Genomic DNA, 22,351 nt, shown 5'->3' on the forward strand with positions numbered 1-22,351 from the left:
TACGTTTGGGCGCTCCATGGGTGGGGGGGGCGGGGGTTGTGAGGCGCGCCGCGCACGGGGGGGCCGCCCCGGCGCGCCCGGGGCGCGGCGCGGAGGCAGGGGGTCGTTCACCCCCTGCCTCCGCGCTTCTTGCGCGAGGCCATGAAGGCCACTCCCAGGCCGGCGCCGATGGCGATCCCGAGAGCGAGGCCTATGGCCAGGTCGTTGAGGGCGACTCCCAGAGCGGCGCCGATGGCGACACCGATACCGACACCGATGGGGAGACCCATGGCGGCCTTCGCCGCGTCGTCCGACTTCTCGTTCATGCGCTGCCGCTTCCCTCGCTCTCGCGGAACATGCGCTCGCTCGGGGCAACATCTCGGTATGTCGGTCACCTTCGAAACCCGGCTCAGGTCTTCCCGTCTTCCCGGTCGTCGTCAGGTCACCGGATCCCGGGCGGGAAGACACGCCGCCCTTGGCGGGGACGCCGGTTGTGGGCTACCGTACTTGACGTGATCGTCAAGTCCGAGACCCTCGGCAGCAGGGGGCGGCGCACCCGGGCGGCGCTCGTCCAGGCGGGACGGGAGGCGTTCGAGGAGCGGGGCTACGACGCCGTGCGCGTCGACGACGTCTGCGCCCGCGCCGGGGTCTCGCACGGCACCTTCTACACCTACTTCGGCTCGCGCGAGGACCTGTTCCGCGAGGTGGCGGCGACCGTGGTGGGCGAGATGTTCACCGCCAGCGTGGTCGGGCCGGCCGCCCCCGGCGACCCGTACGCCCGCATCGAGGCCGCCAACCTGCTCTACCTTCGCGCGTGGGCCGCCAACTCCCGGCTGGTACGGATGCTGGAGCAGGTCGCGGCCACCGACGAGAGCTTCCGCGGCCTCCTGCTCGAGCTGCGCGAGGTCTTCGTGCGGCGGGGCGCGGAAGGGCTGCGGCGCCTGCAGGAGCAGGGGCTGGCCGACCCGTCGCTGGACCCCCGGCTGACCGCCGTGATGCTGGGCGGGATGGTCGAGCACTTCGCCCACGTCTGGCTGGACCTCGGCGAGCACGCCGACGAGCGGACCGCCGTCGCGACGCTCTCCACGCTCTGGGCCCGGGCCATCGGCCTGACACCGGCTCCGGCACGAACACCGTCACCGCCACAAGCGCCAACGCCAACGAGCCGGAGCGTCGATGTGACGTCCGCGTCAACCAAGGGAGCGGGCTCATGAGCCGCCTGGACACCTCCGGCGAGGACTACCTGGCGCGGCGCGAGGCGATGCTCGCCAAGCTGGCCGAGCTCGACGCCGAACAGGCCAGGGCCGTGGCGGGCGGCGGCGGGAAGTACGTCGACCGGCACCGCGCGCGGGGCAAGCTCCTGGCCAGGGAGCGGATCGAGCTGCTCGTCGACCCCGACTCGGCGTTCCTGGAGCTCTCGCCACTGGCGGCCTGGGGCAGCGACTTCCCCGTCGGGGCGAGCGTGGTCACCGGGATCGGGGTGGTCGAGGGCGTCGAGTGCGTGCTCGTCGCCAACGACCCGACCGTGCGGGGCGGCTCGTCCAACCCGTGGACGATGCGCAAGACGCTCAGGGCGGCCGACATCGCCCTCGAGAACCGGCTGCCGCTGATCAACCTGGTGGAGTCGGGCGGGGCCGACCTGCCGACCCAGAAGGAGATCTTCATCCCCGGCGGCCGGATCTTCCGCGACCTGACCCGCCTGTCGGCGGCCGGGATCCCCACGATCGCCCTGGTCTTCGGCAACTCCACGGCCGGTGGGGCGTACGTGCCGGGGATGAGCGACCACGTGGTCATGGTCAAGGAGCGCGCGAAGGTCTTCCTCGGCGGGCCGCCGCTGGTCAAGATGGCCACCGGGGAGGAGGCCGACGACGAGTCGCTGGGCGGCGCCGAGATGCACGCCCGTGTCAGCGGCCTGGCCGACTACCTCGCCGCCGACGAGCACGACGCGCTGCGGATCGGGCGGCGGATCGTCAGGGGCCTGAACCGGCGCGGGCCCGGCGTCTCCCCCGGCGCCGTGCGCGAGCCGCTGTACGACGAGGACGAGCTGCTGGGCATCGTGCCGGAGGACCTGAAGATCCCGTTCGACCCGCGCGAGGTGATCGCGCGGGTGGTGGACGGCAGCGAGTTCGACGAGTTCAAGCCCCTGTACGGCGGGAGCCTGGTGACCGGGTGGGCCCGCCTGCACGGCCATCCGATCGGGATCCTGGCCAACGCCCGGGGCGTGCTGTTCAGCGAGGAGGCGCAGAAGGCGGCGCAGTTCATCCAGCTCGCCAACCAGGTCCGCGTCCCGCTGGTCTTCCTGCAGAACACCACCGGCTACATGGTCGGCAAGGACTACGAGCAGGGCGGCATCATCAAGCACGGCGCCATGATGATCAACGCGGTGTCCAACTCGTCCGTCCCGCACATCACGATCGTGATGGGCGCCTCGTACGGGGCGGGTAACTACGGCATGTGCGGCAGGGCCTACGACCCCCGCTTCCTGTTCACCTGGCCCAGCGCCAAGTCGGCCGTGATGGGGCCCGCCCAGCTCGCCGGGGTGCTGTCCATCGTCGGCCGGGCCGCCGCCCAGGCGCGCGGCCAGGTCTACGACGAGGAGGGCGACGTGGCGATGCGCCGGCTGGTCGAGGCGCAGATCGAGGCCGAGTCGCTGCCGTTCTTCCTGTCCGGCCGCCTCTACGACGACGGCGTGATCGACCCCCGCGACACCCGGACGGTCCTGGGCCTGTGCCTGTCCGCCGTGAGCAACGGCAACGCCGCCTCCCACAACGCCACCTTCGACAACGACACCGTCCCGCGGCCCTCGGGCTTCGGCGTCTTCCGGATGTGACCATGACCATCTCGCCGATCCGCCGCCTGCTCGTCGCCAACCGGGGTGAGATCGCCCGCCGCGTCTTCCGTACCTGCCGCGACCTCGGCATCGAGACCGTCGCGGTCTTCTCGGACGCCGACGCGGACGCGCCGCACGTGGCTGAGGCCGACCACGCCGTACGGCTGCGCGGGGTCCGGCCCGCCGACACCTACCTGTCGGTGGAGAAGATCATCGAAGCGGCCCGCGCGTCGGGCGCCGACGCGGTCCATCCCGGGTACGGCTTCCTGTCGGAGAACGCCGCCTTCGCGCGGGCCGTGCCGGAGGCCGGGCTGACCTGGGTCGGCCCTCCGGCCGGGGCCGTCGCCGCGATGGGCTCCAAGATCGAGGCCAAGGCGCTGATGGCCGGGGCCGGGGTCCCGGTGCTGCCGGGCTTCGTCGCGGGACCCGGCTACTCGGCGGACGATCTGGAAGGCGACCTGGACGCCGTGTTCACCCGGATGGGCGGGACGGCCTCCGGACGGGCCGCACCCCTGCTGGTGAAGGCGTCGGCCGGTGGCGGCGGGCGCGGGATGCGCGTCGTGCGGCTCACCGGCGACCTGCCCGAGGCGGTCGAGTCGGCGCGCCGGGAGGCGGCGTCGGCGTTCGGGGACGGCACGGTGTTCGTCGAGCCCCTGCTGGAGGGCGCCCGGCACATCGAGGTGCAGATCCTGGCCGACGGGCACGGGACGGTGTGGGCGCTGGGCGAGCGGGAGTGCTCGATCCAGCGGCGGCACCAGAAGGTGGTCGAGGAGACCCCGTCCCCGGCGATCTCCCCCGCGATGCGGGCGCGGCTCCTCGACGCGGCGGTCACCGCCGCGCGGGCCATCGGCTACGTCGGCGCCGGGACCGTCGAGTTCCTCGTCAGGGACGAGACGGTCGCCTTCCTGGAGATGAACACCCGGTTGCAGGTGGAGCACCCGGTGACCGAGTGCGTCCACGGCGTCGACCTCGTCGAGTGGCAGCTGCGGATCGCCGAGGGCGCCCGGCTTCCCGCGTCGCCGCCCGGACCGTCCGGGCACGCCGTCGAGGTGCGCCTGTACGCCGAGGACCCGACCCGCGACTGGCTTCCGCAGAGCGGCGTCCTGCACCGTTTCGAGGTGCCCGGCGTGGACTCCCGCTTCGCGCCCGCACCCGGCGGGCGCCACGGGCTGCGGCTGGACTCCGGCGTCGAGGACGGCTCTGAGATCGGCGTCCACTACGACCCGATGCTCGCCAAGGTCGTCTCCTACGGCGCGAGCCGCCCCGACGCCGTGCGCAGGCTGGCCGCCGCGCTGGCGGGCGCGAGGATCCACGGTCTCGTCACCAACCGGGACCTGCTGGTCGAGGTCCTGCGCCACCCGGCGTTCCTGGCCGGGGACACCCACACCGGTTTCCTGGAGGAACACGGGCTCACCGGCCCCCCGGCGCCCGGCCGGGAACGGCCGGAGCTCGTGCGCCTGTCCGCCCTCGCCGCCGCGCTCGCGGGGGCGGCGGCCAACCGGGCGGCGGCGACCGTGCAGGCGGGACTGCCGAGCGGGTGGCGCAATGTGGTGTCGCAACCGCAGCGCGCCGCCTTCGCGGAGGCCGAGATCTCCTACCGGATCACCAGGGACGGCCTGCGGGCGGAGGGGTTTCCCGATACGGTCCTGGTCGGCGCGACGCCCTCGCTCGTGGTGCTGGAGACCTCGGGCGTGCGGCACCGCTTCGCCGTCGCCCGCTACGACGGCGTGACGCACGTGGACTCCCCCCTCGGTTCCGTACGGCTCACCCCGCTGGCCCGCCTGCCGGAACCGGTGGAACACGTGCTGCCCGGCTCCCTGGTGGCGCCCATGCCCGGTACGGTGCTGCGGGTCGACGTCAAGGCGGGCGAGACCGTCGGGGCGGGGCAGGTGGTCGTGGTGCTCGAAGCCATGAAGATGGAGCACCGGATCGCCGCGCCCGCGCCGGGCACGGTGGCGGCGGTGAACGTGACACCGGGCCGCCAGGTCGAGGCGGGGGCCGTGCTGGCCGTGATCGAGGAGCAGACGTGACCTCCTCCCCCGGTTCCCGGGAGCCGGGAGGGGGTCTCGAGGACGGAAGGACCGAGATGAAGAGCGACGGGGGCTGGCCGGTGGAACGCCTGGTGCGCAAGGAGGTGTCCGGCGGGGTGGCGACGATCACCCTCGACTCCCCCCGCAACCGCAACGCGCTGTCGGTGCGGCTGCTGGGCGACCTGGAGGACCGGCTCAACTGGGCGCTGGCCGAGGAGAGCGTCCGGGTGATCGTGCTCACCGGGACCGGGCCGGTGTTCTGCGCGGGCGCCGACCTGAAGGAGCAGCGGGTCGCGCCGGGCGGCGCGCACGAGGCGCCGGTGACCGCGTCGTTCCCGGAGATCATGAGCCTGATCTGGGAGAGCCCGAAGCCGGTCGTCTGCAGGCTGAACGGCACGGCGCGGGCCGGGGGGCTCGGCCTGGTGGCGGCCTGCGACTTCGCGATCGCCCCCGACTCCGCGTCGTTCGCGTTCAGCGAGGTGCGGCTCGGCGTGGTGCCCGCGATGATCTCGGTGACCGTGCTGCGGCGGCTCGGCCCGCGCGCCGCCGCCGAGTACCTGCTCACCGGCGAGACGTTCGACGCCGCCCGCGCCGTGGAGATCGGGCTGCTCACCCGCGCCGTGCCCGAGGAGGAGCTGGACGCGGCCGTCGCCCACTACACCGGCATGCTGCTGCGCGGCGGCCCCGAGGCGCTCGCCCTCACCAAGCAGCTGGTGCGGACCGTGCCCGGGCTGAGCGTCGAGGAGGGCATGCGCCGGATGGCCGAGCTGTCCGCGCGGCGGTTCACCTCCGCCGAGGGGCAGGAGGGGATCGCCGCCTTCATGGAGAAGCGGCCCGCGTCGTGGATCCCCGCGCCGGAGACGATCTGATGCCGTACGGCGAGCCGGGGGCGCGCGGTGGCGCGTCCCGGATCGGGGAGAGCTGATGCCGTACGGCGAATCGGAAGAATCGGAGACGCGCGGCGGCGCGTCCCGGACCGAGGAGGGCTGATGCTGCGCGTGGCCAACTGCTCCGGCTTCTACGGCGACCGGCTGTCGGCCGCCAGGGAGATGGTGGAGGGCGGCCCGATCGACGTGCTCACCGGCGACTGGCTCGCCGAGCTGACCATGCTGATCCTGGCCGGGAACCGGCTGAAGGGCCGCCCCGGCTACGCGCCGACCTTCCTCAAGCAGCTGGAGGAGGTCCTCGGGACGTGCCTGGAGCGGGGCGTCAGGATCGTCTCCAACGCGGGCGGGCTGGACCCGGCCGGGTGCGCCGAGGCCGTGCGCGAGCTGGCCGGGCGCCTCGGGCTGCCGGTGAGGGTCGCCCACGTCACCGGCGACGACCTGACCGGCCACGACCTGGCCGGCGCCCTTAACGCGGACACCGGTGAGCCGCTGCCCGCCCCCGCCCTGACCGCCAACGCCTACCTGGGGGGCCGCCCGATCGCCGCCGCCCTGTCGGCCGGGGCGGACGTGGTGGTGACCGGGCGCGTCACGGACGCCGCCCTGGTCACCGGGCCGGGGATCTGGCGGTACGGGTGGGGGCCTGACGACCTCGACGCGCTGGCCGGTTCGGTGGTCGCCGGGCACGTCATCGAGTGCGGCTGCCAGGCGACCGGCGGCAACTACGCGTTCTTCGGCGAGGTGCCCGACCCGGCGCGCTGCGGGTTCCCGCTGGTGGAGCTGGAGGCCGACGGCTCCAGCGTGGTCACCAAGCACCCGGGGACCGGGGGGCTGGTCTCGGTGGGCACGGTCACCGCGCAGCTGCTGTACGAGATCGGGTCGCCCCGCTACCTCGGGCCCGACGTGGTCGCGCGTTTCGACACGATCCGGCTGGAGCAGGAGGGCCCCGACCGGGTCCGCGTCTCGGGGGTGCGCGGCGAGGCGCCTCCGGACACGCTCAAGGTCGCCGTCAACTACCTGGCGGGCTACCGCAACACGATGACGCTCGTCCTGACCGGCCTGGACATCGAGGCGAAGGCCCGGCTGGCCGAGGAGGCCATCTGGTCGCGGGTGCCGAAGGAGTCGTTCGACGAGGTCCACGTGGAGCTCACCCCGCTCTCACCGCCCACCCCGCACGCACCGCTCGCCGGGACCGCCCTGCTGCGCGTCACCGTGATGGACGCCGACCGGCGGAGGGCGGGGCGCGCCTTCTCCGCGGCCGTGGTCGAGACCGGCCTGGCGAGCTATCCCGGCTTCTACGGCCTCACCCCGCCCGGTGACGCCTCGCCGTACGGGGTCTACTGGCCCACGCTCGTCCCGGCGGAGACGGTGCGGGCCCGCGTCTGGCTCGACGGCCGCGAGCTCCCCGCCGCTCCCGGCACAGGCGACGCACCCGGCGCACGCGAGCTGTCCGAGGTATCCGGCACGCCGGATGCGCCGACCGCGCGGGCGGCGGGCGGCGGCGAGGCCGCGGGCCACGGGAGCGACGCCGGCACCGCCCCGGCCGCCCCGCACGACGAGCACGACGAGCACGACGAGCACGACGAGCACGACGAGCACGACGAGCACGACGACGGTGAGACCGCGCGGGTCGCGCTGGGCACGATCGTGGGCGCCCGCTCGGGGGACAAGGGCGGCAACGCCAACCTGGGGGTCTGGGTCCGTACGGCGGAGCGGTTCGGGTGGCTGGAGGGCTACCTGACGGTCGAACGCCTGGCGGAGCTCCTGCCGTTCACCGCCGGCCTGAAGGTCGAGCGCTTCGAGCTGCCCAACCTGCTCGCCCTCAACTTCGTCGTGCACGGTCTCCTCGGCCGGGGCGTGGCCGCGAGTCCCCGTCTCGACGCCCAGGCCAAGGCCCTCGGGGAGGAACTCCGCGCCGGGCTCGCCGACATCCCGCGACGCCTTCTCTGACGGACCGTGTGTGCCCGCAGGTCCTGACCGCCGCCCCGGCGCTCCCCGTGCGTGAACGGCGCGCGACACGGGGACATCCCTGCGCGGTCACCTCTTTCACCCGATTTCACCCGACGCCGCGAGACCTCACCCGACGCCGCGAAACGAGTTCTCGCGGCGCGGGCGCCGCTTCCGCCGGAGCGGGAGACTATTGACCGTCGCGAACGGGAATCGTAGATTCACCCCACCTAGAACATCATTCGGTCAAGGAGGGTGCATGACGTCCACGCACATCGACGTCACCGCGATCGACTTCGACGTGCTCGGTGCGTGGATGGACGCGCGAGGGCTGCCGGAAGGGCCGTTCGAGCGGGTCGCGCCGGTGACGGGCGGGACGCAGAACGTCATGGTGCGCTTCGAGCGGGGCGGGGCGTCGTACGTGCTGCGCAGGCCGCCGCTGCACCCGCGCGCCAGGAGCAACGAGGTGCTCCGCCGGGAGGCGAGGGTGCTCGCGGTCCTGCGCGACACGCCGGTGGCGGCGCCGCGCCTGGTCGCGGCCTGCACCGACGAGAGCGTCATGGGCGCCGTCTTCTACCTGATGGAGCCGGTCCGGGGGTTCAACGCCACCGTCGAGCTGCCCGAGCCGCACGCCGGCGATCCCGCGATCCGGCACCGGATGGGACTGGAGGCGGCCGCGGCGCTGGCCGACCTCGGACGGGTGGACCACGGCGCGCTCGACGGGTTCGGCCACCCCGAGGGGTTCCTGGAGCGGCAGGTGCCCCGCTGGATGGGCGAGCTGGACGGCTACGGAGCCCTGAAGGGATATCCGGGGCCCGACATCCCGGGGCTGGCGGAGACCGCGGGCTGGCTGGAGCGCAACCGGCCGAGGGAGTTCACCCCGGGGATCATGCACGGCGACTACCACCTGGCCAACCTCATGTTCGCCTGCGACGGGCCCCGGGTGGCCGCGATCGTCGACTGGGAGATGTGCACGGTGGGCGACCCGCTGCTGGACCTGGGATGGCTGCTGGCCACCTGGCCGGCCCCCGACGGCGTGGGGGTGATCTCCGGCGGGGTCACCGGGCTGGCCACGGCCGCCGAGCTCGTCGACTGCTACGCGGCCCTGTCCGACCGGGATCTGTCGGCCGTCGACTGGTACGCGGTGATGGCCTGCTTCAAGCTCGGCATCGTCCTGGAGGGCACGCACGCCCGCGCCTGCGCGGGCAAGGCTCCCAAGGAGATCGGGGACCTGCTCCACGCCACCACGCTGAACCTGTTCGCCCGCGCCCGGACGTTCATGTGACGTCCTCCCCCGCCCGAGGGCGGAGGACGGTCCTGCCGGTGGCGCCTCCGCCGTCGATGTGACGGTGTGCCGGGGAAGAGAGCCGGAAGCCGGTGTGCCGGGGAAGGGAGCCTTGGCCTCCCCGGCCGGTCCGGGCCCGTGCGCCGCCGATATCTGAACGAACGAGAGAAAACTTGACTGTTCGTTCCAGATAAGACTAGTTTGGGCTATATGGCACGAGTGAGGGAGTTCGACACGGAGGCCGCGCTGGAAGCGGCGATGTTCGTCTTCCGGCACAAGGGCTACGAGGGCACCTCGGTGCAGGACCTGGTCGACGCCACCGGGGTGGGCCGCGGCTCCCTCTACGCGGCGTTCGGAAGCAAGGAGGGCCTGTACCAGGCGGTGCTGGACCGTTACCGGGATCGGTACGCGCTCCCCCTGGTCGATCTGCTGCGCAGCGGCACCCCGGCACGGGAGCTGGTCCGCGACATCCTGGTCGACCTGGTGGAGACCATCCTGCGGGACGGGCGCGAGCAGGCCTGCCTGATCGTCAGCGCCGCGACCGAGCGGCTGTGCCACGACCCCCAGGTGGCCACGCGGGTGGGGGCGACGACCTCGCTGCTGGAGGACGAGCTGACCGAGGCGATCGCGGCGGCCCAGGCCCGCGGCGAGCCGGTCGGCGTCCGCGACCCCCGGGACTCGGCGAGGTTCCTCATGACCGTCATTCACGGGTTACGGGTCACGGGGGCGATCAACCCCGACCGCCGGTACCTGATGAGCGTCGTGGAGGCGGCCCTGGGCTGCCTCGACTGACGTTTCACGGCCCGAATCTGTAACGATCATTCAAGATATCCGCCGTCGGCGGGCAGGAGGAGACGCCACGGACGACGGCGACCCGCCGTACCACCGCTTCGAGGCCGCAGGCGTCCGGGGCGGCTGATCCCGCGCCTCCGGCCCACCACACCAACCCCCCGCACACGACATCGGCACACCCCGTTCGCCGTCGGCGACCGGGCATCACCTTAGGAGCATCATGAACATCGGCGTCGGCATCATCGGGGCGAGCGTCGGCGGATGGGCGGCCATCAGCCACGTTCCCGCGCTCAAGGCCCTCCCGGGCTACGAGTTGCGCGCCATCAGCACCTCACGCCGCGCGTCCGCCGACCAGGCCGCCAAGGAGTTCGACGTCCCGGCGGCCTTCGACGACCCCGCCGATCTGATCGCCCATCCCGGAGTGGATCTGGTGGTGGTGTCGGTCAAGGTGCCCCACCACCACGCGCTGATCTCCGCGGCGCTGGCGGCGGGGAAGATGGTCTACAGCGAGTGGCCCCTCGGCGTCGGCACCGACGAGGCGGCCGACCTGGCCGCCCGGGCCGAGGCCGCGGGGGTCCGTACGGTGATCGGGCTGCAGGGCGGCTTCCTTCCGGCGATCCGCCACACCCGTGACCTGGTCGCGGACGGCTACGTCGGGAAGGTGCTCGGCACGACGCTGGTCGGATCGGGCCTGGCCTGGAGCCCCGTGACCGACCGCGCGCACGCCTACCTCTACGACACCGGCGCCGGCGCGACGCTCTTGACCGCTTCCGCGCTGCACGCCCTGGAGGCGGTGAACGCCGTGCTCGGCGAGCTCGCCACCGTCTCGGCCAACCTGGTCACCAGCCTCACGCAGGCACAGGTGGTCGACGACGGCTCCACCATCCCGGTGACGGTGGCCGACCAGGTGTCCGTCACGGGCACCTTCCGCAGCGGCGCCGCCCTCTCGATGTTCTACCGGGGCGGTTCCTCCCGCGGCGACAACTTCCACTGGGAGATCAACGGCACCGACGGCGACCTGGTCCTGACCGCCCCCGGCATCAACGGCAACCTCCAGGCCCTGGACCTGCGGCTGCGGGGCGGCCGGGGCGACGACCGGGAGCTCGCCGACATCGCCCTCCCCGACAGCCGCTTTCACCCGGTCCCGCGCGACCTGCCCGCGACGGCGCAGGGCGTGGCCCAGGTGTACGCGCGCTTCGGGCGAGACCTGCGTGAGGGCACGCGCACCGTGCCCGGCTTCGAGTACGCCCTGCGGCGGCACCGGCTCGCCGACACGATCGAGCGGGCCTCCCGCACGGGAACCACCCAGACTCCGGACCCGGCGTAGGAAAAACGCCCGGGCGGTACCCTGTGCCCGGGCGCAGGGGTACCACCCGGGCGTTTCCCGCCGCGTTGAGCACCTCACCCGTCAGGTCCGCCGGATGGTTCCCGGCCTGCGCCTCAGCACCCACGCCTCAGCACCCACCGCCCCTTTCATCCGGTACCGGCCCGTCCCCTTGAAACCTTCATGCAACCTTTCGCGTCCCAGGATTGCTCGCAATTGCTTCAAGAATGTGGTTCGGGGAAGGATTCAGTCATGCGTCTGCGGTTTCTTGGCTCCACCTCCGAGGCGGGGGCCTGCCCCTCCCTCTACGAGACCGACCGCGGGACCATCGTGGTGCAGGGTCTCCGGGTGACCGACGCGGCGGCGCTGGCCGATCTGCGCCACGTCCTGGACGGTGAAACCGCCGTCGAGGTACCGCGCGAGCTTCTCGCGGACATCGCGCGCCGAGTACTTTCTGTAAATGTTGGTCACGATTAGGAGTGCTCTATGGCTTGATCCACACGCTCGGGTCTAGCGTCGTGCGCACCATGCGGGAGGTGACGTGAGCACGCGGGGAGCACAGGCGGACGGCGGCCGCGCCATCCGGCTCGCGCGAACGGCCGAGGAGATCGTGTGACCGGGTTCCAGCAGGCCAGAACCGAACTCGGGGTGCGGCTACGGCACCTGCGTGAGGCAGCCCACCTGTCGGGCAAGGAGCTGGCCGAGCGGCTGAGATGGCAGGCGTCCAAGGTCTCCCGGATCGAGAACGCCCGCCAGACCGCGACCGAGGACGACGTCACCCGGTGGGCGCGGGCCGTGGACGCCTCCCCCGAGATCGCCGGGGAGCTGGTGGAGCAGGCCGCGAGCCTCCTGGACCGCCAGGACTCCTGGCGGCAGCGGCACCGCAGCGGGCTGGCGGCGCTCCAGGAGGACATCCGCGACGTGGAGGCGCGGACCACCCGGCTGCGGGTGTTCGAGCCCGGCGTGGTCATCGGACTGCTGCAGACCACCGAGTACGCCCGGAGCATCTTCACCCGGATCAAGCGCCTCTACCAGGCGCCCGACGAGATCGACGCGGCCATCCGGGTGCGCATGCAGCGCCAGGACATCCTCTACGACCAGAGCAAGCGGTTCAGGTTCGTCATGCCGGAGGCGGCCCTGCGCCACCGGCTCGCCCCGCTGGACGTGATGCGCGGGCAGCTCGACCGGTTGCTGGCGGTGACGGCGCTGCCGAACGTGGAGTTCGGCGTGATCCCCTTCGAGGCGTTCCTGCCCTCGGCGCTGCTCAACGGCTTCTGGATATACGACGAGGACCACGTGGCGGTACCGACCAGGACGAGGGACCTGCTGCTGCGCGACCCGGAGGACGTCGCCTTCTACGCGCGGACCTTCGAGGAACTCTGCGAGGTCGCGGCCTTCAGGGAGGATGCCAGATCGGTGATCGTCCGAGTACTCAGCGATTTCTCCGGACAATCAGCCGACCAAACACCGCAATTGCTTGATTAGCATCCCAAGATCGTGCAATTCTCTGTCGAGACGGAGGTGACGCACGATGCTGGACACGCTGTCTTGTCTCGAGAGACTCGTTGCCGCGATACGACTGCACGCCGACCTTTCCGTGCAACGGATCTCGTTCGGCGATCCCGCTTACGTCTACGTCCGCAACCGCTTCAGCAGCACCCTGGCCGAGACCGTGACCTGCTCCCCGGACGGGGGCTTCATCACGTCGTGGGGTTACCGGCTCGGCTGCAGCGAGAACATCGACGCCGCCGCGGCCCGGCTGGCCTTCCTGCTCGCCGCCCTGCCCACCCCCCGGATCTGACCGCCCGCCCACGCCGCGACGGCCGGAAGCCGGGCGAGACTCCCTCCTCCCAGGTCCGCGTCGCCCTCTCAGGTCCGCGTCGCGTAACGGGCGGGTGTGGTGCCGACGTGCCGGGTGAAGTGCCGGGTCAGGTGCGCCTGGTCGTGGAAGCCCACGCTCGTGGCCACCTCGGCCGGCCGCCGGCCGCTCAGCAGTGCCCGGCGCGCGTGTTCGACACGCCTGCCGGTGAGGTAGGCGTGCGGCGGCAGGCCGTAGGTCTGCTTGAAGCATCGGATCAGGTGGGTCGGGTGAGCGTGCAGGACGGCGGCGGCCTCCCGCAGTGACAGGCCCTCCCGGACACGCGCGTCCAGGAGCTCGCGCAGACCGGCGGCCAGGCGGTGTGCCTCACGGCCGGGCGTGCGAGGCCGCGACGCCTCCAGATGGAACCGCAGCCGCTCCGCGACGAACGCCAGGCGCGATCCGGCCTCGAACTCCTCCCCGGGCCGGCCGAGAGCGGCGTGCAACCGGTGGATCCGGTGACGCAGGAGCGGATCGGCGACGATCGGGGCGTCCACCGCCCTGCCGGTCAGATGTTCCGGGAGCACGGTGGTGTCCAGGTAGAGGACTTTCTTGCGGAAGCCGGCGGGGGTGACGGTCCTGCCGTCGTGCGGGACACCCGGCGGCAGGAGTACGACGGCGGCGGGGTCGGCGGCGCCGTGCCGGCGACGGTCCAGCCCGAAGTCGACCGCGCCGGCCTCGAGGATCATGAGAGCCCACGTGTTGTGCGTATGGGCCGGGTAGGCGTGGTCGGTGAAGCGCGCGTGGAAGACCTCGGCGACGCCGGCGACGGGCGGCCGCCACGCCCTGATCGTCGGCGGCGGGCGGCGGGAGGTCATGCAAGGAACGTACAAGACGGACGGGCCGCGAGCGGGCCACGCTCGTCACATCGGCCACCGCCCCGATCGGGGCGGTCCTGTTCGAAAGGTGGCAGTGAATTGTCCGTTTCCCTGGATCCCGTCAACATCGCCCGCGCGCTGGACCGGTTCAGCGAGTTGTGGACGCAGAAGAAGATCGCCGACCTCAACGACTACGAGATCAAGCTCGCCAAGCTCAAGGGGGAGTTCGTCTGGCACACCCATCCGGAGACCGACGAGCTGTTCCTGGTCGTCAGCGGCCGGCTCACCATCCAGCTCAGAGAGGGGGACGTCGTCCTCGGGCCCGGCGAGCTGTACGTGGTGCCCCGCGGTGTCGAGCACTGCCCGGTGGCCGAGGAGGAGACGGCCATCCTGCTCGTGGAGCCCGCCGGCACGCTCAACACCGGTGACGCGGGAGGTCCGATGTCCAAGGCCGCCGAATCCCTCGGCTAGGGACACGAGGTCACGGCCCTCGTCCCCGTGACCGGCGGACGGCTCCGGCCCGCCTCGGCCAGGCCCCGAAACCTCTCTGCTCAACGCCCACCCCGTGGACCTCGCGGTCACCGCGAACCTGGGGGAAAGCCACCCGATTGAGCGATTTGCGGCTTTCTTAGCGCCATCCTCACATCATGATTCCTAGGCTTATTCACTAGCTTGTCGCTACATATCTGTCTTCAGAGGGATTCCTGGTTATTATCTGCCCAGTTCCCCGCGATCAAGCGGGGCCCCGATCGGAACGAAGGTGGCGAGGTGTCCGAGAGCGGCGAGGATTGGAACGGGGCGACGCTGAACAGGAGTCAGCTTCCCGCGGAGATCGACACGACGAAGCCCAGCATCGCGAGGGTCTACGACTGGTTCCTGGGCGGGAAGGACAACTTCGCCATCGACCGGCAGGTCGCCGAGGCGGCCCTGAAGATCTCCCCGGGAGCCCAGGACTCCGGGCGGCAGAACCGGGCCTTCCTGCGGCGGGTCGTGCACCACATGGCGGCCGAGGCGGGGATCAGGCAGTTCATCGACATCGGGTCGGGCCTGCCCACCCAGGGCAACGTGCACCAGGTGGCGCAGGAGGTCGATCCGGCGGCCCGGGTGGTCTACGTGGACAACGACCCCATGGTGCTGGTCCACGGGCGGGCGCTGCTCACCACCGACGACAGCACGACGGTCGTCCAGGCGGACGCGCGCGACCCGCGGTCGATCCTGGAGAACGATCGGGTGAAGGAGTTCATCGACTTCAGCGAGCCGGTGGGGCTGCTGATGCTGAGCGTCCTGCATCATCTGCACGACCAGGAGGATCCCGCGGGGGTGGCGGCCACGCTGCGCGCCCCGCTGGTGTCCGGCAGCTTCGTGGCGATCTCGCACTTCTGCAATCCCGGCGAGGCGCACCCGGCGGCGTCCCAGCAGGCCACGACGGCCGAGAAGCTCTTCAACGAGAACCTCGGCACCGGCCGCTGGCGCACCACGGACGAGATCACGGAGTACTTCGGCGACTTCGAGCTGCTCGAACCGGGCCTCGTCCCGCTCCCCGAGTGGCGTGACGAGCCGAGCTTCTTCGTCAGGAACGCCCTGCTCTACCACACCTATTACGGCGGTCTGGCCCGCAAGCCCTAGTGGCGCGAGGGATCCAAGCCCGCTGCTCACCTGGGCGGGCCGACGCCCCGCCTGCCCCCGGCGACCGCCCCGACCACCTGACGAGGCACCACTAGGAGGACTCGGCCGGCGCGTCGGGGAAGTCGGAGAGGGCGAGGCCGACCTCCCGGGCGGCGGCGACCCGGGCGTGGTGGAGCATCCTGCTCCGCGACATGTTGCCGGTGTGCAGGGTGTACCGGACCACGAGGCCGTCGAGCATGCCGTCGATCCGCTCGGCCGAGCCCAGGGGGTCGTCGCAGGTGAACTCGCCCGAGGCCACGCCGTCGGAGATCACCTGGCTGAGGATCTCGATCCAGGCGCCCTCGAGCTCCAGCAGGATGGTGCGGACGTGCTCCTCGCGCACCCCGACGGCCCAGGCGTCGACCCAGAGGATCCAGCTCTGGTCGGAGCGGGAGGCCGGGATGTAGAAGCGCAGGACCCGGTCGAGAAGCTGGACGGCGGTGCCGGGGCCCGCGACGATCTCCCTCAGCCGCTGGATCTCGGAGTCGCTGGTGCTGCGGAGCATCTCGGTGATGAGATCGTCCTTGGTGGCGAAATGGTAGTGGATCAGCCCGCCGCTCACGTTCGTCGCCCTGGCGATGTCGGCGACGCGGGTGCTGGCCAGCCCGCGCTCCAGCACGACTCGCCTGGCGGCTTCAAGGAGCTCCGCTCGGCGCTGGTCGGCCTGGTCGGCGCGGCTGCTGCGCGCTCCTCCTCCGCTGTGCACGGCGCAAGACTACAGCAGCGCGCGGCCACCGCCCCACTACTCCTGATTGGCGAATCAGTCAATAGCTTCGCCCCGGTCTCACCGGCCGTATCCGGCCACCGTACGAGCGGCTCACGCGCCCGCGGCGGCGGGGGACCTGGTGGGAGAGCCGGGCAGGCGGAGGCGGGCGAGGGTGCCGCCCCCGGCGGCGTTCTCCAGGTTCACCTCTCCCCCGGCGTCGCGCACGGCCTTGGCCACGATGGCCAGCCCCAGTCCCGAGCCGGGCATGCTGCGGGCCGAGGACGACCGCCAGAACCGGTCGAACACGTACGGCAGCTCCTCCTCCGGGATGCCGGGGCCGTGGTCCCTGACGGTCAGCTCGCCGCCGCGGAGCCGCACGCTCACCGGCTCGGCCCGGCCGGCCGAGAACTTCACCGCGTTGTCCAGCAGGTTCACCACGGCCCGCTCCAGGGCGGCCTGGTCGCCCCGCAGGTACCAGGGACTCAGCTCCACCTCGATCGCGGTGTCGGGCGCGCGCGGTCGGGCCCTGCGCACGGCCACCTCGACGGTGTCGTGGAAGGCGACCTCGACGTGCGGCTCGTGCTCGTCCTCCGAGCGCGAGAGCTGGAGCAGGTCCCCGACGAGGGTGGACATCTCCTCGAACTGGGCCTTGAGGTTGGCCAGCAGCCTGCGCTTGGGAGCGGCGTCGAGGGGGCGTCCGGCGTTCTCGCTGCGCAGCAGCAGGTCGATGTTGGTGCGCAGGCTGGTGAGCGGGGTGCGCAGCTCGTGCCCCGCGTCGGCGATCAGCCGTCGCTGGCGCTCGCGGGACCCGGCCAGCGCGGTGGTCATCGCGTTGAAGGAGACGCCGAGCCGGGCGATCTCGTCGGTGCCCTCGACCGGGATCCTGGTGTCGAGGTCCTCGGTCCTGGCGACGTACTCGACGGCCTCGGTCAGGCGGCCGACGGGACGCAGCGCCGTACGGGAGACGAGCAGCCCGGCGGAGGCGGCGCCGAGCACGCCGAGCGCGGTGACCCCCGCGAGGAGCCAGGCGAGCGCGGCGAGGGTGGAGCGGACCTCCTCCAGGGACCGGGACTCCATGACCGCGAGACCCGGGCGGACGCTCTTCGTCATCACCCGGACCTCCTCGCCGCCGTCGGTCACGCCGTTCCGCAACGCCCGCCGGCCCAGGGGGCCGTGGGTCAGGGCCAGGTCCGCCGGGGTGACCTTGACGGGCGTGGAACCGGCCACGCACCTCCCGCCGTCGGCGTAGACCAGCTGGACGGGCGGCAGGCGGGACGGCAGCCTGCGACCGGCGATCTCTCCCCGCTCTCCCGGGACTCCCGGGGCTCCGGGCCCTCGCGGCCCGCCCGGGCAGTACGGCCCGATCCACTCCATGCCCTGCGGCCGTCCCTCCAGCGAACCGTCCACCTGCCGCAGCAGCTCGGCCCGCACGACGAACCAGCACAGCATCGCGCACACCGCGATCGCCAGCGCCACGGCCGCCGCCACCAGCAGGGTCAGCCGGGAGCGCAGGGAGCGGCGACCGTTCACGCGGAGGCCCGCAGCACGTAGCCGACGCCCCGGACGGTGTGGATCAGCCGGGGGCGCCCGCCGATCTCGGTCTTGCGGCGCAGGTACATGACGTAGACGTCGAGGGAGTTGGAGGACGGCTCGAAGTCGAAGCCCCACACCTCGCCGAGGATCTGCTCGCGGGTGAGCACCTGGCGGGGGTGGACCATGAGCAGCTCCAGCAGCAGGTACTCGGTGCGGGTCAGCCCCAGCGGCTCGCCGGCCCGGGTGACCTCGCGGCCGGCGACGTCCATCCGCAGGTCGCCGAAGGTCAGGACCGCGCCGTCCTCGGCCGCGGGCGCGCTCAGGGCCCCGCGCCGCAGCAGCGCCCTGACGCGCGCCAGTAGCTCGTCCAGCTCGAACGGCTTGACCAGGTAGTCGTCGGCCCCCGCGTCCAGGCCCGACACCCGGTCGCCCACGGCGTCGCGGGCGGTGAGCATGAGCACCGGCAGGTGGTTGCCCGCCGCCCTGAGCCTGCGGCAGGCGGTCAGCCCGTCCAGCCGGGGCATCATGACGTCGAGCAGGACCAGCTCGTACGGCTCCCGGTCGATCGCCTCCAGCGCCGCCTGGCCGTCCGAGGCCAGGCCGACCCGGTAGCCCTCGAACTCCAGGCTGCTCTGCAACGCCTCCCTGAGCGCGGGCTCGTCGTCCACGACCAGCACTCGCGCCGCCTCACCCTCGGCCATGGCCTCCACGGTAGACGCCCATCATGAGAACCGGATGAACGTCTCAGGAGAGCAGCGCCATGGCGGCGTTGTGGCCGGGGATGCCGCTGACGCCGCCGCCGCGCCGGGCGCCCGCGCCGCAGAGCAGGACGCGCTCGAAGGCGGTCTCCACCCCCCACCGCCCCGGCTCCCCGTACGGCCAGGACAGGTCGCGGTGGAAGATGTGCCCGCCGGGCAGGCCCGCCTCGGTCTCCAGGTCGACCGGGGTCTTCGCCTCCAGGCACGGACCGCCGTCGGGGGCGCGCAGCAGGCAGTCCTCGACGGGTTCGGCGAGCACCGCGTTCATCGAGGCGAGCGTGGCGCGCAACGCGGCCTCGCGCGCCCCCGCCGGGTCCTCGCGGAACAGCCTGGCGGGCATGTGCAGGCCGAACAGCGTCATCGTGTGGGCTCCGGCCTCGCGCAGTTCCTGGCCGAGGATGGAGGGGTCGGTCAGCGAGTGGCAGTAGACCTCGGCCGGGGGCAGCGAGGGGATCCGCCCGGCCGACGCCTCCGCGTACGCGCGGGCGAGCTGGTCGCGGCCCTCGTTGATGTGGAACGTGCCGCTGAAGGCCGCCGCGGGGTCCACGCCGGGATCCCGCAGGCGCGGCAGCCTCGAGAGCACCATGTTGACCTTGAGCTGGGCCCCCTCCGGGACGGGTTCGGCCTCTCCGAGCAGCCGGGCGAGCACGGCGGGCGGCACGTTGGCCAGGATCCGCTCACCCGTCACCGCGTGCTCGCCGTCCGCGTCGCGGAAGGCGACCTCGCCCGAGGGGTCGACGGCGAGGACCTCGGCACCGGTCAGGATCTCCGCCCCGGCGGCGCGGGCGGCGTCGGCGAGCGCGCCGGACACCGCGCCCATGCCGCCGACGGGGACGTTCCAGTCGCCGGTCCCGTCGCCGATCACGTGGTAGAGGAGGCAGCGGTTGGCCAGCAGGCCGGGGTCCGAGGGATCGGCGAAGGTGCCGATGAGGGCGTCGGTGAGGACCACGCCGCGCACGGTGTCGTCGGCGAACCGCTCGTCCACCACCTCGCCGACCGGCCGCTCGAACAGGTCGCGCCAGGCCTCCTCGCCGACGAGGTTCCGCATCGCCGCCCGGTCCGCGAGGGGTTCCAGCAGCGTCGGCGCGACCCGCTCGGCGACGTCGGCGGTCATCCCGTAGAAACGCCGCCACGCCTCCAGCTCGCCGTCGCCTCCGGTGACCCGGGCGAAGGACGCCGCGGTCCGCGCGGCGTCGCCGTTGTCGACCAGCAGCCCGGTCTCCCCCGCCGGCGTGTACGAGGCGTACCGGCGGCGGCGCAGCGCGATTTTCAGCCCCAGGTCGGCGACGACCTTCGAGGGCAGCAGGCTGACCAGGTACGAGTAGCGCGAGAGCCGGGCGTCGACCCCGGGGAACGCCCGCGCCGACACGGCGAGGCCGCCGACGTGACCGAGGCGTTCCAGGACGAGGACGCGCCGCCCGGCGCGGGCGAGGTAGGCGGCGGCGACCAGGCCGTTGTGGCCGCCTCCGACGATCACGGCTTCGTAGCGAGAGCGGAGCACGAGACTTCCCGATGGAGGTGAGGTGAGGTGAGGTGAGGTGAGGGAACGCGGGGCCGGGGCCGCGGCCGTCAGAGACCCGTCTGCCAGTGTGGCTCGGGGCAGAGCACGCTCGGCGTCTCGACCATCACCATGCGCCTCACCATATCCCGAAATATCGAAATATCGCTGTATCGGCGGCCAGGAGCGCAGCCGCACGCGCTCCACCACCCCACCCGCCGTCAACCGCGCACGCCTCGCCGCCCCACCCGCCGTCAACCGCCCGCGCCCCCGCCCGCACCTCGCGGCCATCCCGGTCACCGCCCCTCGCGGGCGGCGGAGAGGGTGATCGTGAGGAGCGTGGCGGCGGGGCCGGTGGGGGCACGGCCGTCGCGCCAGACCGCCCGCAGCCGGCGCGTGAGGTCGATGTCCCTCGTGGGCACCTCGACCAGGCGGCCGGTGGCCAGCTCGGCCTCCACCGCGTAGCCGCTGAGCACGGCGGGGGCGGCGCCCTCGCGGGCGGCGCCCTTGACCGCGGCGTTGGAACCGAGCTCCAGCTTCGGGGCGGCGACGTCGTGGCCGGTGAGCGCGAGGTCCAGCGTCTCGCGGGTGCCCGACCCCCGCTCGCGGACGACCAGCGGGGTGGCGGCCAGTTCGGCGGCGAGCAGCGGGGTGCGGCGGCGCGCCCACGGGTGCCCCGGTGCGACCACCACCACGAGCCTGTCGGTGGCCACCACCCGCGACACCAGCCCGGCCGGGACCGAGGGCCCCTCCACGAACCCGAGCTCGATCCTCCCGCCGATCAGCCTCGCCACCTCGGCCGAGTTCTGCACGTCCAGGCCGACCTGGACCTGGGGCTCGCGGTCCTGGAGCTCCCCCAGCCAGCGTGGCAGCAGGTACTCGGCCACCGTCATGCTGGCGGCGATGTGCAGGTGCGCGGCCCGGCCGCGCCGCACCGCCTCCGCCCCCCGCATGAGCTCCTCCGCCGCCGCGAGCACCTGCGCGGCCCAGGCCGAGACCATCACGCCCTGCGGGGTGAGGGTGGACCCGCGCGGGGTGCGTTCCAGCAGCGGCAGCCCGAGTCGGCGTTCCAGCAGCGAGATGCGCTTGCTCACCGACGGCTGCGCGATGCCCGCGGCCCGGGCCGCCTGGCCGAGGCTGCCCAGGCGTTCCACGTCGACGAGCAGGCGCAGGGATTCGAGGTCGGGCAGCTCGCTCATAGCTCCAGGCTATGACCTTCCAGGAAGGTGATGGCTACCGGCCTCCCGGCGCCGCGCCGAAACTCGGGGGATGCCCGTCTCCCCCTCCCCTCTCACCCGTTCCCCCGACCCCGCCGCGCGCACCCCCCAGGCACCCGTACGACCGGCACCGGCACCGGCGACGAGACTCGGAGCGCTCGGAGCGCTCGCGCCGGGGCTCGGGGCCGCGGCCGTCGCGGTGGTCCTGGCGACGGCCGCGACCAGGATCGTTCCCGGGGTGAGCGCCGCCGTGATCGCGGTGGTCCTCGGGGTCGCGCTCACCAACCTCGGCGGCCTGCACCGGTCGCTGGCCCCCGGGCTCGGGTTCGCCGCCCGCCGGGTGCTGCGCCTGGCGATCGTGCTGCTCGGCCTGCAGATCGCGCTGCCGGAACTGCTGGCGCTCGGCTGGCGGGCACTGGCGGTGGTCGCCGTGGGGACCGGCGTCACGTTCGCCGCGACGCGGTGGATCGGAGGCCGCGTCGGGGTGAGCCCGCGCAGGTCCCTGCTGATCGCGACCGGCGTGTCCGTCTGCGGGGCGGCGGCCGTGGCCGCCATGCACGAGGTCGCGGAGAGCGACGACGACGACGTGGCGGCCGCGGTCGGCGTGGTCGTCCTGTACGGCAGCGTCTCGATCGTCACGCTGCCCCTGCTCGCGGGGGCGCTGGGGCTGACCCCGCACCAGCTGGGCCTGTGGGCCGGGGCCTCGGTCCACGAGGTCGCGCAGGTGGCGGCGATCGGCGCGGCGGCCGGGGCGGGGGTGCTGGTGAGCGCGGTGGCCGTCAAGCTGGCCCGGGTCGTCCTGCTCGCCCCGATCGTCGGGCTCACCTCCGTCTCCCTGCGCCGCGCCGCGGCCTCCCCGCGCCCTGCCGCGGCGGAGCGCCCCGAGGCCGGGCGGGCGACGCGGCGCCCGCCGGTGGTGCCGCTGTTCGTCGCCGGGTTCGTCGCGGCCGTGGCGGCGCGGAGCCTGGGCGTGGTGCCGGACGGGATCATCCGGGTGGTCCCCGACCTGACGGCGGTGCTGCTCGCGGCGGCGCTCTTCGCCCTGGGCACCGGTGTCGACCTGCGGAGGCTCGTGCGGGGTGGGCGCTCGCTGCTCCTGGGCGGAATCGCCACGGTCATCATCGGCGGGATCTCACTGCTCGGAGTGGTGCTCATTGGCTGATCTTTGAGTGGACGTCTCCCCGCAACCGCCGTAACGTGCTCTTTTTGGGGAAGACGGTGTCGTTT

General features: G+C 72.9%; 21 protein-coding genes. 14 read left to right on the forward strand and 7 right to left on the reverse strand.

Annotated elements, in window-relative coordinates:
• Window positions 1-107: 107 nt before the first annotated feature.
• A complete protein-coding gene (locus tag AB0G15_RS26670) occupies window positions 108-305 on the reverse strand; it encodes a hypothetical protein (RefSeq protein WP_362844895.1) in 198 nt (65 codons plus the stop codon).
• Between the two features lie 186 nt (window positions 306-491).
• Here AB0G15_RS26670 and AB0G15_RS26675 point away from each other — a divergent pair, with 186 nt between their 5' ends.
• The 11 genes from AB0G15_RS26675 (at window position 492) to AB0G15_RS26725 (ending at window position 12,872) form a co-directional block, all read left to right on the forward strand.
• A complete protein-coding gene (locus AB0G15_RS26675; RefSeq protein ID WP_362844898.1) occupies window positions 492-1,193 on the forward strand; it encodes a TetR/AcrR family transcriptional regulator in 702 nt (233 codons plus the stop codon).
• A complete protein-coding gene (locus AB0G15_RS26680) occupies window positions 1,190-2,809 on the forward strand; it encodes a carboxyl transferase domain-containing protein (RefSeq protein ID WP_362844901.1) in 1,620 nt (539 codons plus the stop codon). The genes AB0G15_RS26675 and AB0G15_RS26680 overlap by 4 nt, the downstream gene beginning before the upstream one ends.
• 2 nt (window positions 2,810-2,811) lie before the next feature.
• Window positions 2,812-4,839 (forward strand): biotin carboxylase N-terminal domain-containing protein, encoded by a 2,028-nt coding sequence (locus AB0G15_RS26685; protein ID WP_362844903.1) that lies wholly within the window; start codon window positions 2,812-2,814, stop codon window positions 4,837-4,839.
• A gap of 56 nt (window positions 4,840-4,895) precedes the next feature.
• Window positions 4,896-5,708, forward strand: a complete 813-nt coding sequence (locus AB0G15_RS26690; RefSeq protein WP_362844906.1) for an enoyl-CoA hydratase-related protein — start codon at window positions 4,896-4,898, stop codon at window positions 5,706-5,708.
• Window positions 5,709-5,828: 120 nt separating this feature from the next.
• Window positions 5,829-7,673 (forward strand): acyclic terpene utilization AtuA family protein, encoded by a 1,845-nt coding sequence (locus tag AB0G15_RS26695; RefSeq protein ID WP_362844908.1) that lies wholly within the window; start codon window positions 5,829-5,831, stop codon window positions 7,671-7,673.
• Between the two features lie 256 nt (window positions 7,674-7,929).
• Window positions 7,930-8,955: a phosphotransferase family protein gene (locus tag AB0G15_RS26700; RefSeq protein WP_362844911.1), complete on the forward strand. Its 1,026-nt coding sequence runs from the start codon at window positions 7,930-7,932 to the stop codon at window positions 8,953-8,955.
• Between the two features lie 210 nt (window positions 8,956-9,165).
• Window positions 9,166-9,747, forward strand: coding sequence for a TetR/AcrR family transcriptional regulator (locus AB0G15_RS26705; RefSeq protein WP_362844913.1), 582 nt, complete (start codon window positions 9,166-9,168; stop codon window positions 9,745-9,747).
• A 220-nt stretch (window positions 9,748-9,967) separates the two neighbouring features.
• Window positions 9,968-11,074 carry a Gfo/Idh/MocA family oxidoreductase gene (locus AB0G15_RS26710; protein WP_362844915.1) on the forward strand — a complete coding sequence of 369 codons (1,107 nt, stop codon included), beginning with the start codon at window positions 9,968-9,970 and terminating at the stop codon, window positions 11,072-11,074.
• Between the two features lie 249 nt (window positions 11,075-11,323).
• Complete coding sequence (locus AB0G15_RS26715; protein WP_362844918.1) at window positions 11,324-11,548, forward strand: hypothetical protein; 225 nt, start codon at window positions 11,324-11,326, stop codon at window positions 11,546-11,548.
• Between the two features lie 135 nt (window positions 11,549-11,683).
• Complete coding sequence (locus tag AB0G15_RS26720; protein ID WP_362844921.1) at window positions 11,684-12,556, forward strand: helix-turn-helix transcriptional regulator; 873 nt, start codon at window positions 11,684-11,686, stop codon at window positions 12,554-12,556.
• Window positions 12,557-12,602: 46 nt separating this feature from the next.
• Complete coding sequence (locus AB0G15_RS26725) at window positions 12,603-12,872, forward strand: hypothetical protein (RefSeq protein ID WP_362844923.1); 270 nt, start codon at window positions 12,603-12,605, stop codon at window positions 12,870-12,872.
• Between the two features lie 68 nt (window positions 12,873-12,940).
• On the opposite strand, the gene AB0G15_RS26730 is transcribed toward AB0G15_RS26725, so the two are convergent.
• Window positions 12,941-13,747: an AraC family transcriptional regulator gene (locus tag AB0G15_RS26730; RefSeq protein WP_362844926.1), complete on the reverse strand. Its 807-nt coding sequence runs from the start codon at window positions 13,745-13,747 to the stop codon at window positions 12,941-12,943.
• Window positions 13,748-13,846: 99 nt separating this feature from the next.
• Here AB0G15_RS26730 and AB0G15_RS26735 point away from each other — a divergent pair, with 99 nt between their 5' ends.
• Window positions 13,847-14,218 carry a cupin domain-containing protein gene (locus AB0G15_RS26735; RefSeq protein ID WP_362844929.1) on the forward strand — a complete coding sequence of 124 codons (372 nt, stop codon included), beginning with the start codon at window positions 13,847-13,849 and terminating at the stop codon, window positions 14,216-14,218.
• 297 nt (window positions 14,219-14,515) lie between these two features.
• Window positions 14,516-15,373 carry an SAM-dependent methyltransferase gene (locus tag AB0G15_RS26740; RefSeq protein ID WP_362844932.1) on the forward strand — a complete coding sequence of 286 codons (858 nt, stop codon included), beginning with the start codon at window positions 14,516-14,518 and terminating at the stop codon, window positions 15,371-15,373.
• A 91-nt stretch (window positions 15,374-15,464) separates the two neighbouring features.
• On the opposite strand, the gene AB0G15_RS26745 is transcribed toward AB0G15_RS26740, so the two are convergent.
• From AB0G15_RS26745 to AB0G15_RS26765, 5 genes are all read right to left on the reverse strand, one after another.
• Window positions 15,465-16,118: a TetR/AcrR family transcriptional regulator gene (locus AB0G15_RS26745; RefSeq protein WP_362844934.1), complete on the reverse strand. Its 654-nt coding sequence runs from the start codon at window positions 16,116-16,118 to the stop codon at window positions 15,465-15,467.
• A gap of 111 nt (window positions 16,119-16,229) precedes the next feature.
• Window positions 16,230-17,648, reverse strand: coding sequence for a HAMP domain-containing sensor histidine kinase (locus tag AB0G15_RS26750; protein ID WP_362844937.1), 1,419 nt, complete (start codon window positions 17,646-17,648; stop codon window positions 16,230-16,232).
• The gene (locus tag AB0G15_RS26755) at window positions 17,645-18,352 is read right to left on the reverse strand and encodes a response regulator transcription factor (RefSeq protein ID WP_362844940.1); all 708 of its coding nucleotides are present in this window, start codon (window positions 18,350-18,352) and stop codon (window positions 17,645-17,647) included. Before AB0G15_RS26755 ends, AB0G15_RS26750 begins: the two co-directional genes overlap by 4 nt.
• Window positions 18,353-18,395: 43 nt before the next feature.
• Window positions 18,396-19,910, reverse strand: coding sequence for an NAD(P)/FAD-dependent oxidoreductase (locus AB0G15_RS26760; RefSeq protein WP_362844944.1), 1,515 nt, complete (start codon window positions 19,908-19,910; stop codon window positions 18,396-18,398).
• Between the two features lie 293 nt (window positions 19,911-20,203).
• Window positions 20,204-21,106 carry a LysR family transcriptional regulator gene (locus AB0G15_RS26765; RefSeq protein ID WP_362844947.1) on the reverse strand — a complete coding sequence of 301 codons (903 nt, stop codon included), beginning with the start codon at window positions 21,104-21,106 and terminating at the stop codon, window positions 20,204-20,206.
• A gap of 70 nt (window positions 21,107-21,176) precedes the next feature.
• Between AB0G15_RS26765 and AB0G15_RS26770 the strand changes: the two genes are divergently transcribed.
• Complete coding sequence (locus AB0G15_RS26770; RefSeq protein ID WP_362844950.1) at window positions 21,177-22,286, forward strand: putative sulfate exporter family transporter; 1,110 nt, start codon at window positions 21,177-21,179, stop codon at window positions 22,284-22,286.
• The last annotated feature ends 65 nt before the right edge of the window (window positions 22,287-22,351 follow it).

The organism is Streptosporangium sp. NPDC023825 (genome assembly GCF_040639575.1).
In the GTDB taxonomy this organism is placed as follows: Bacteria; Actinomycetota; Actinomycetes; order Streptosporangiales; family Streptosporangiaceae; genus Streptosporangium.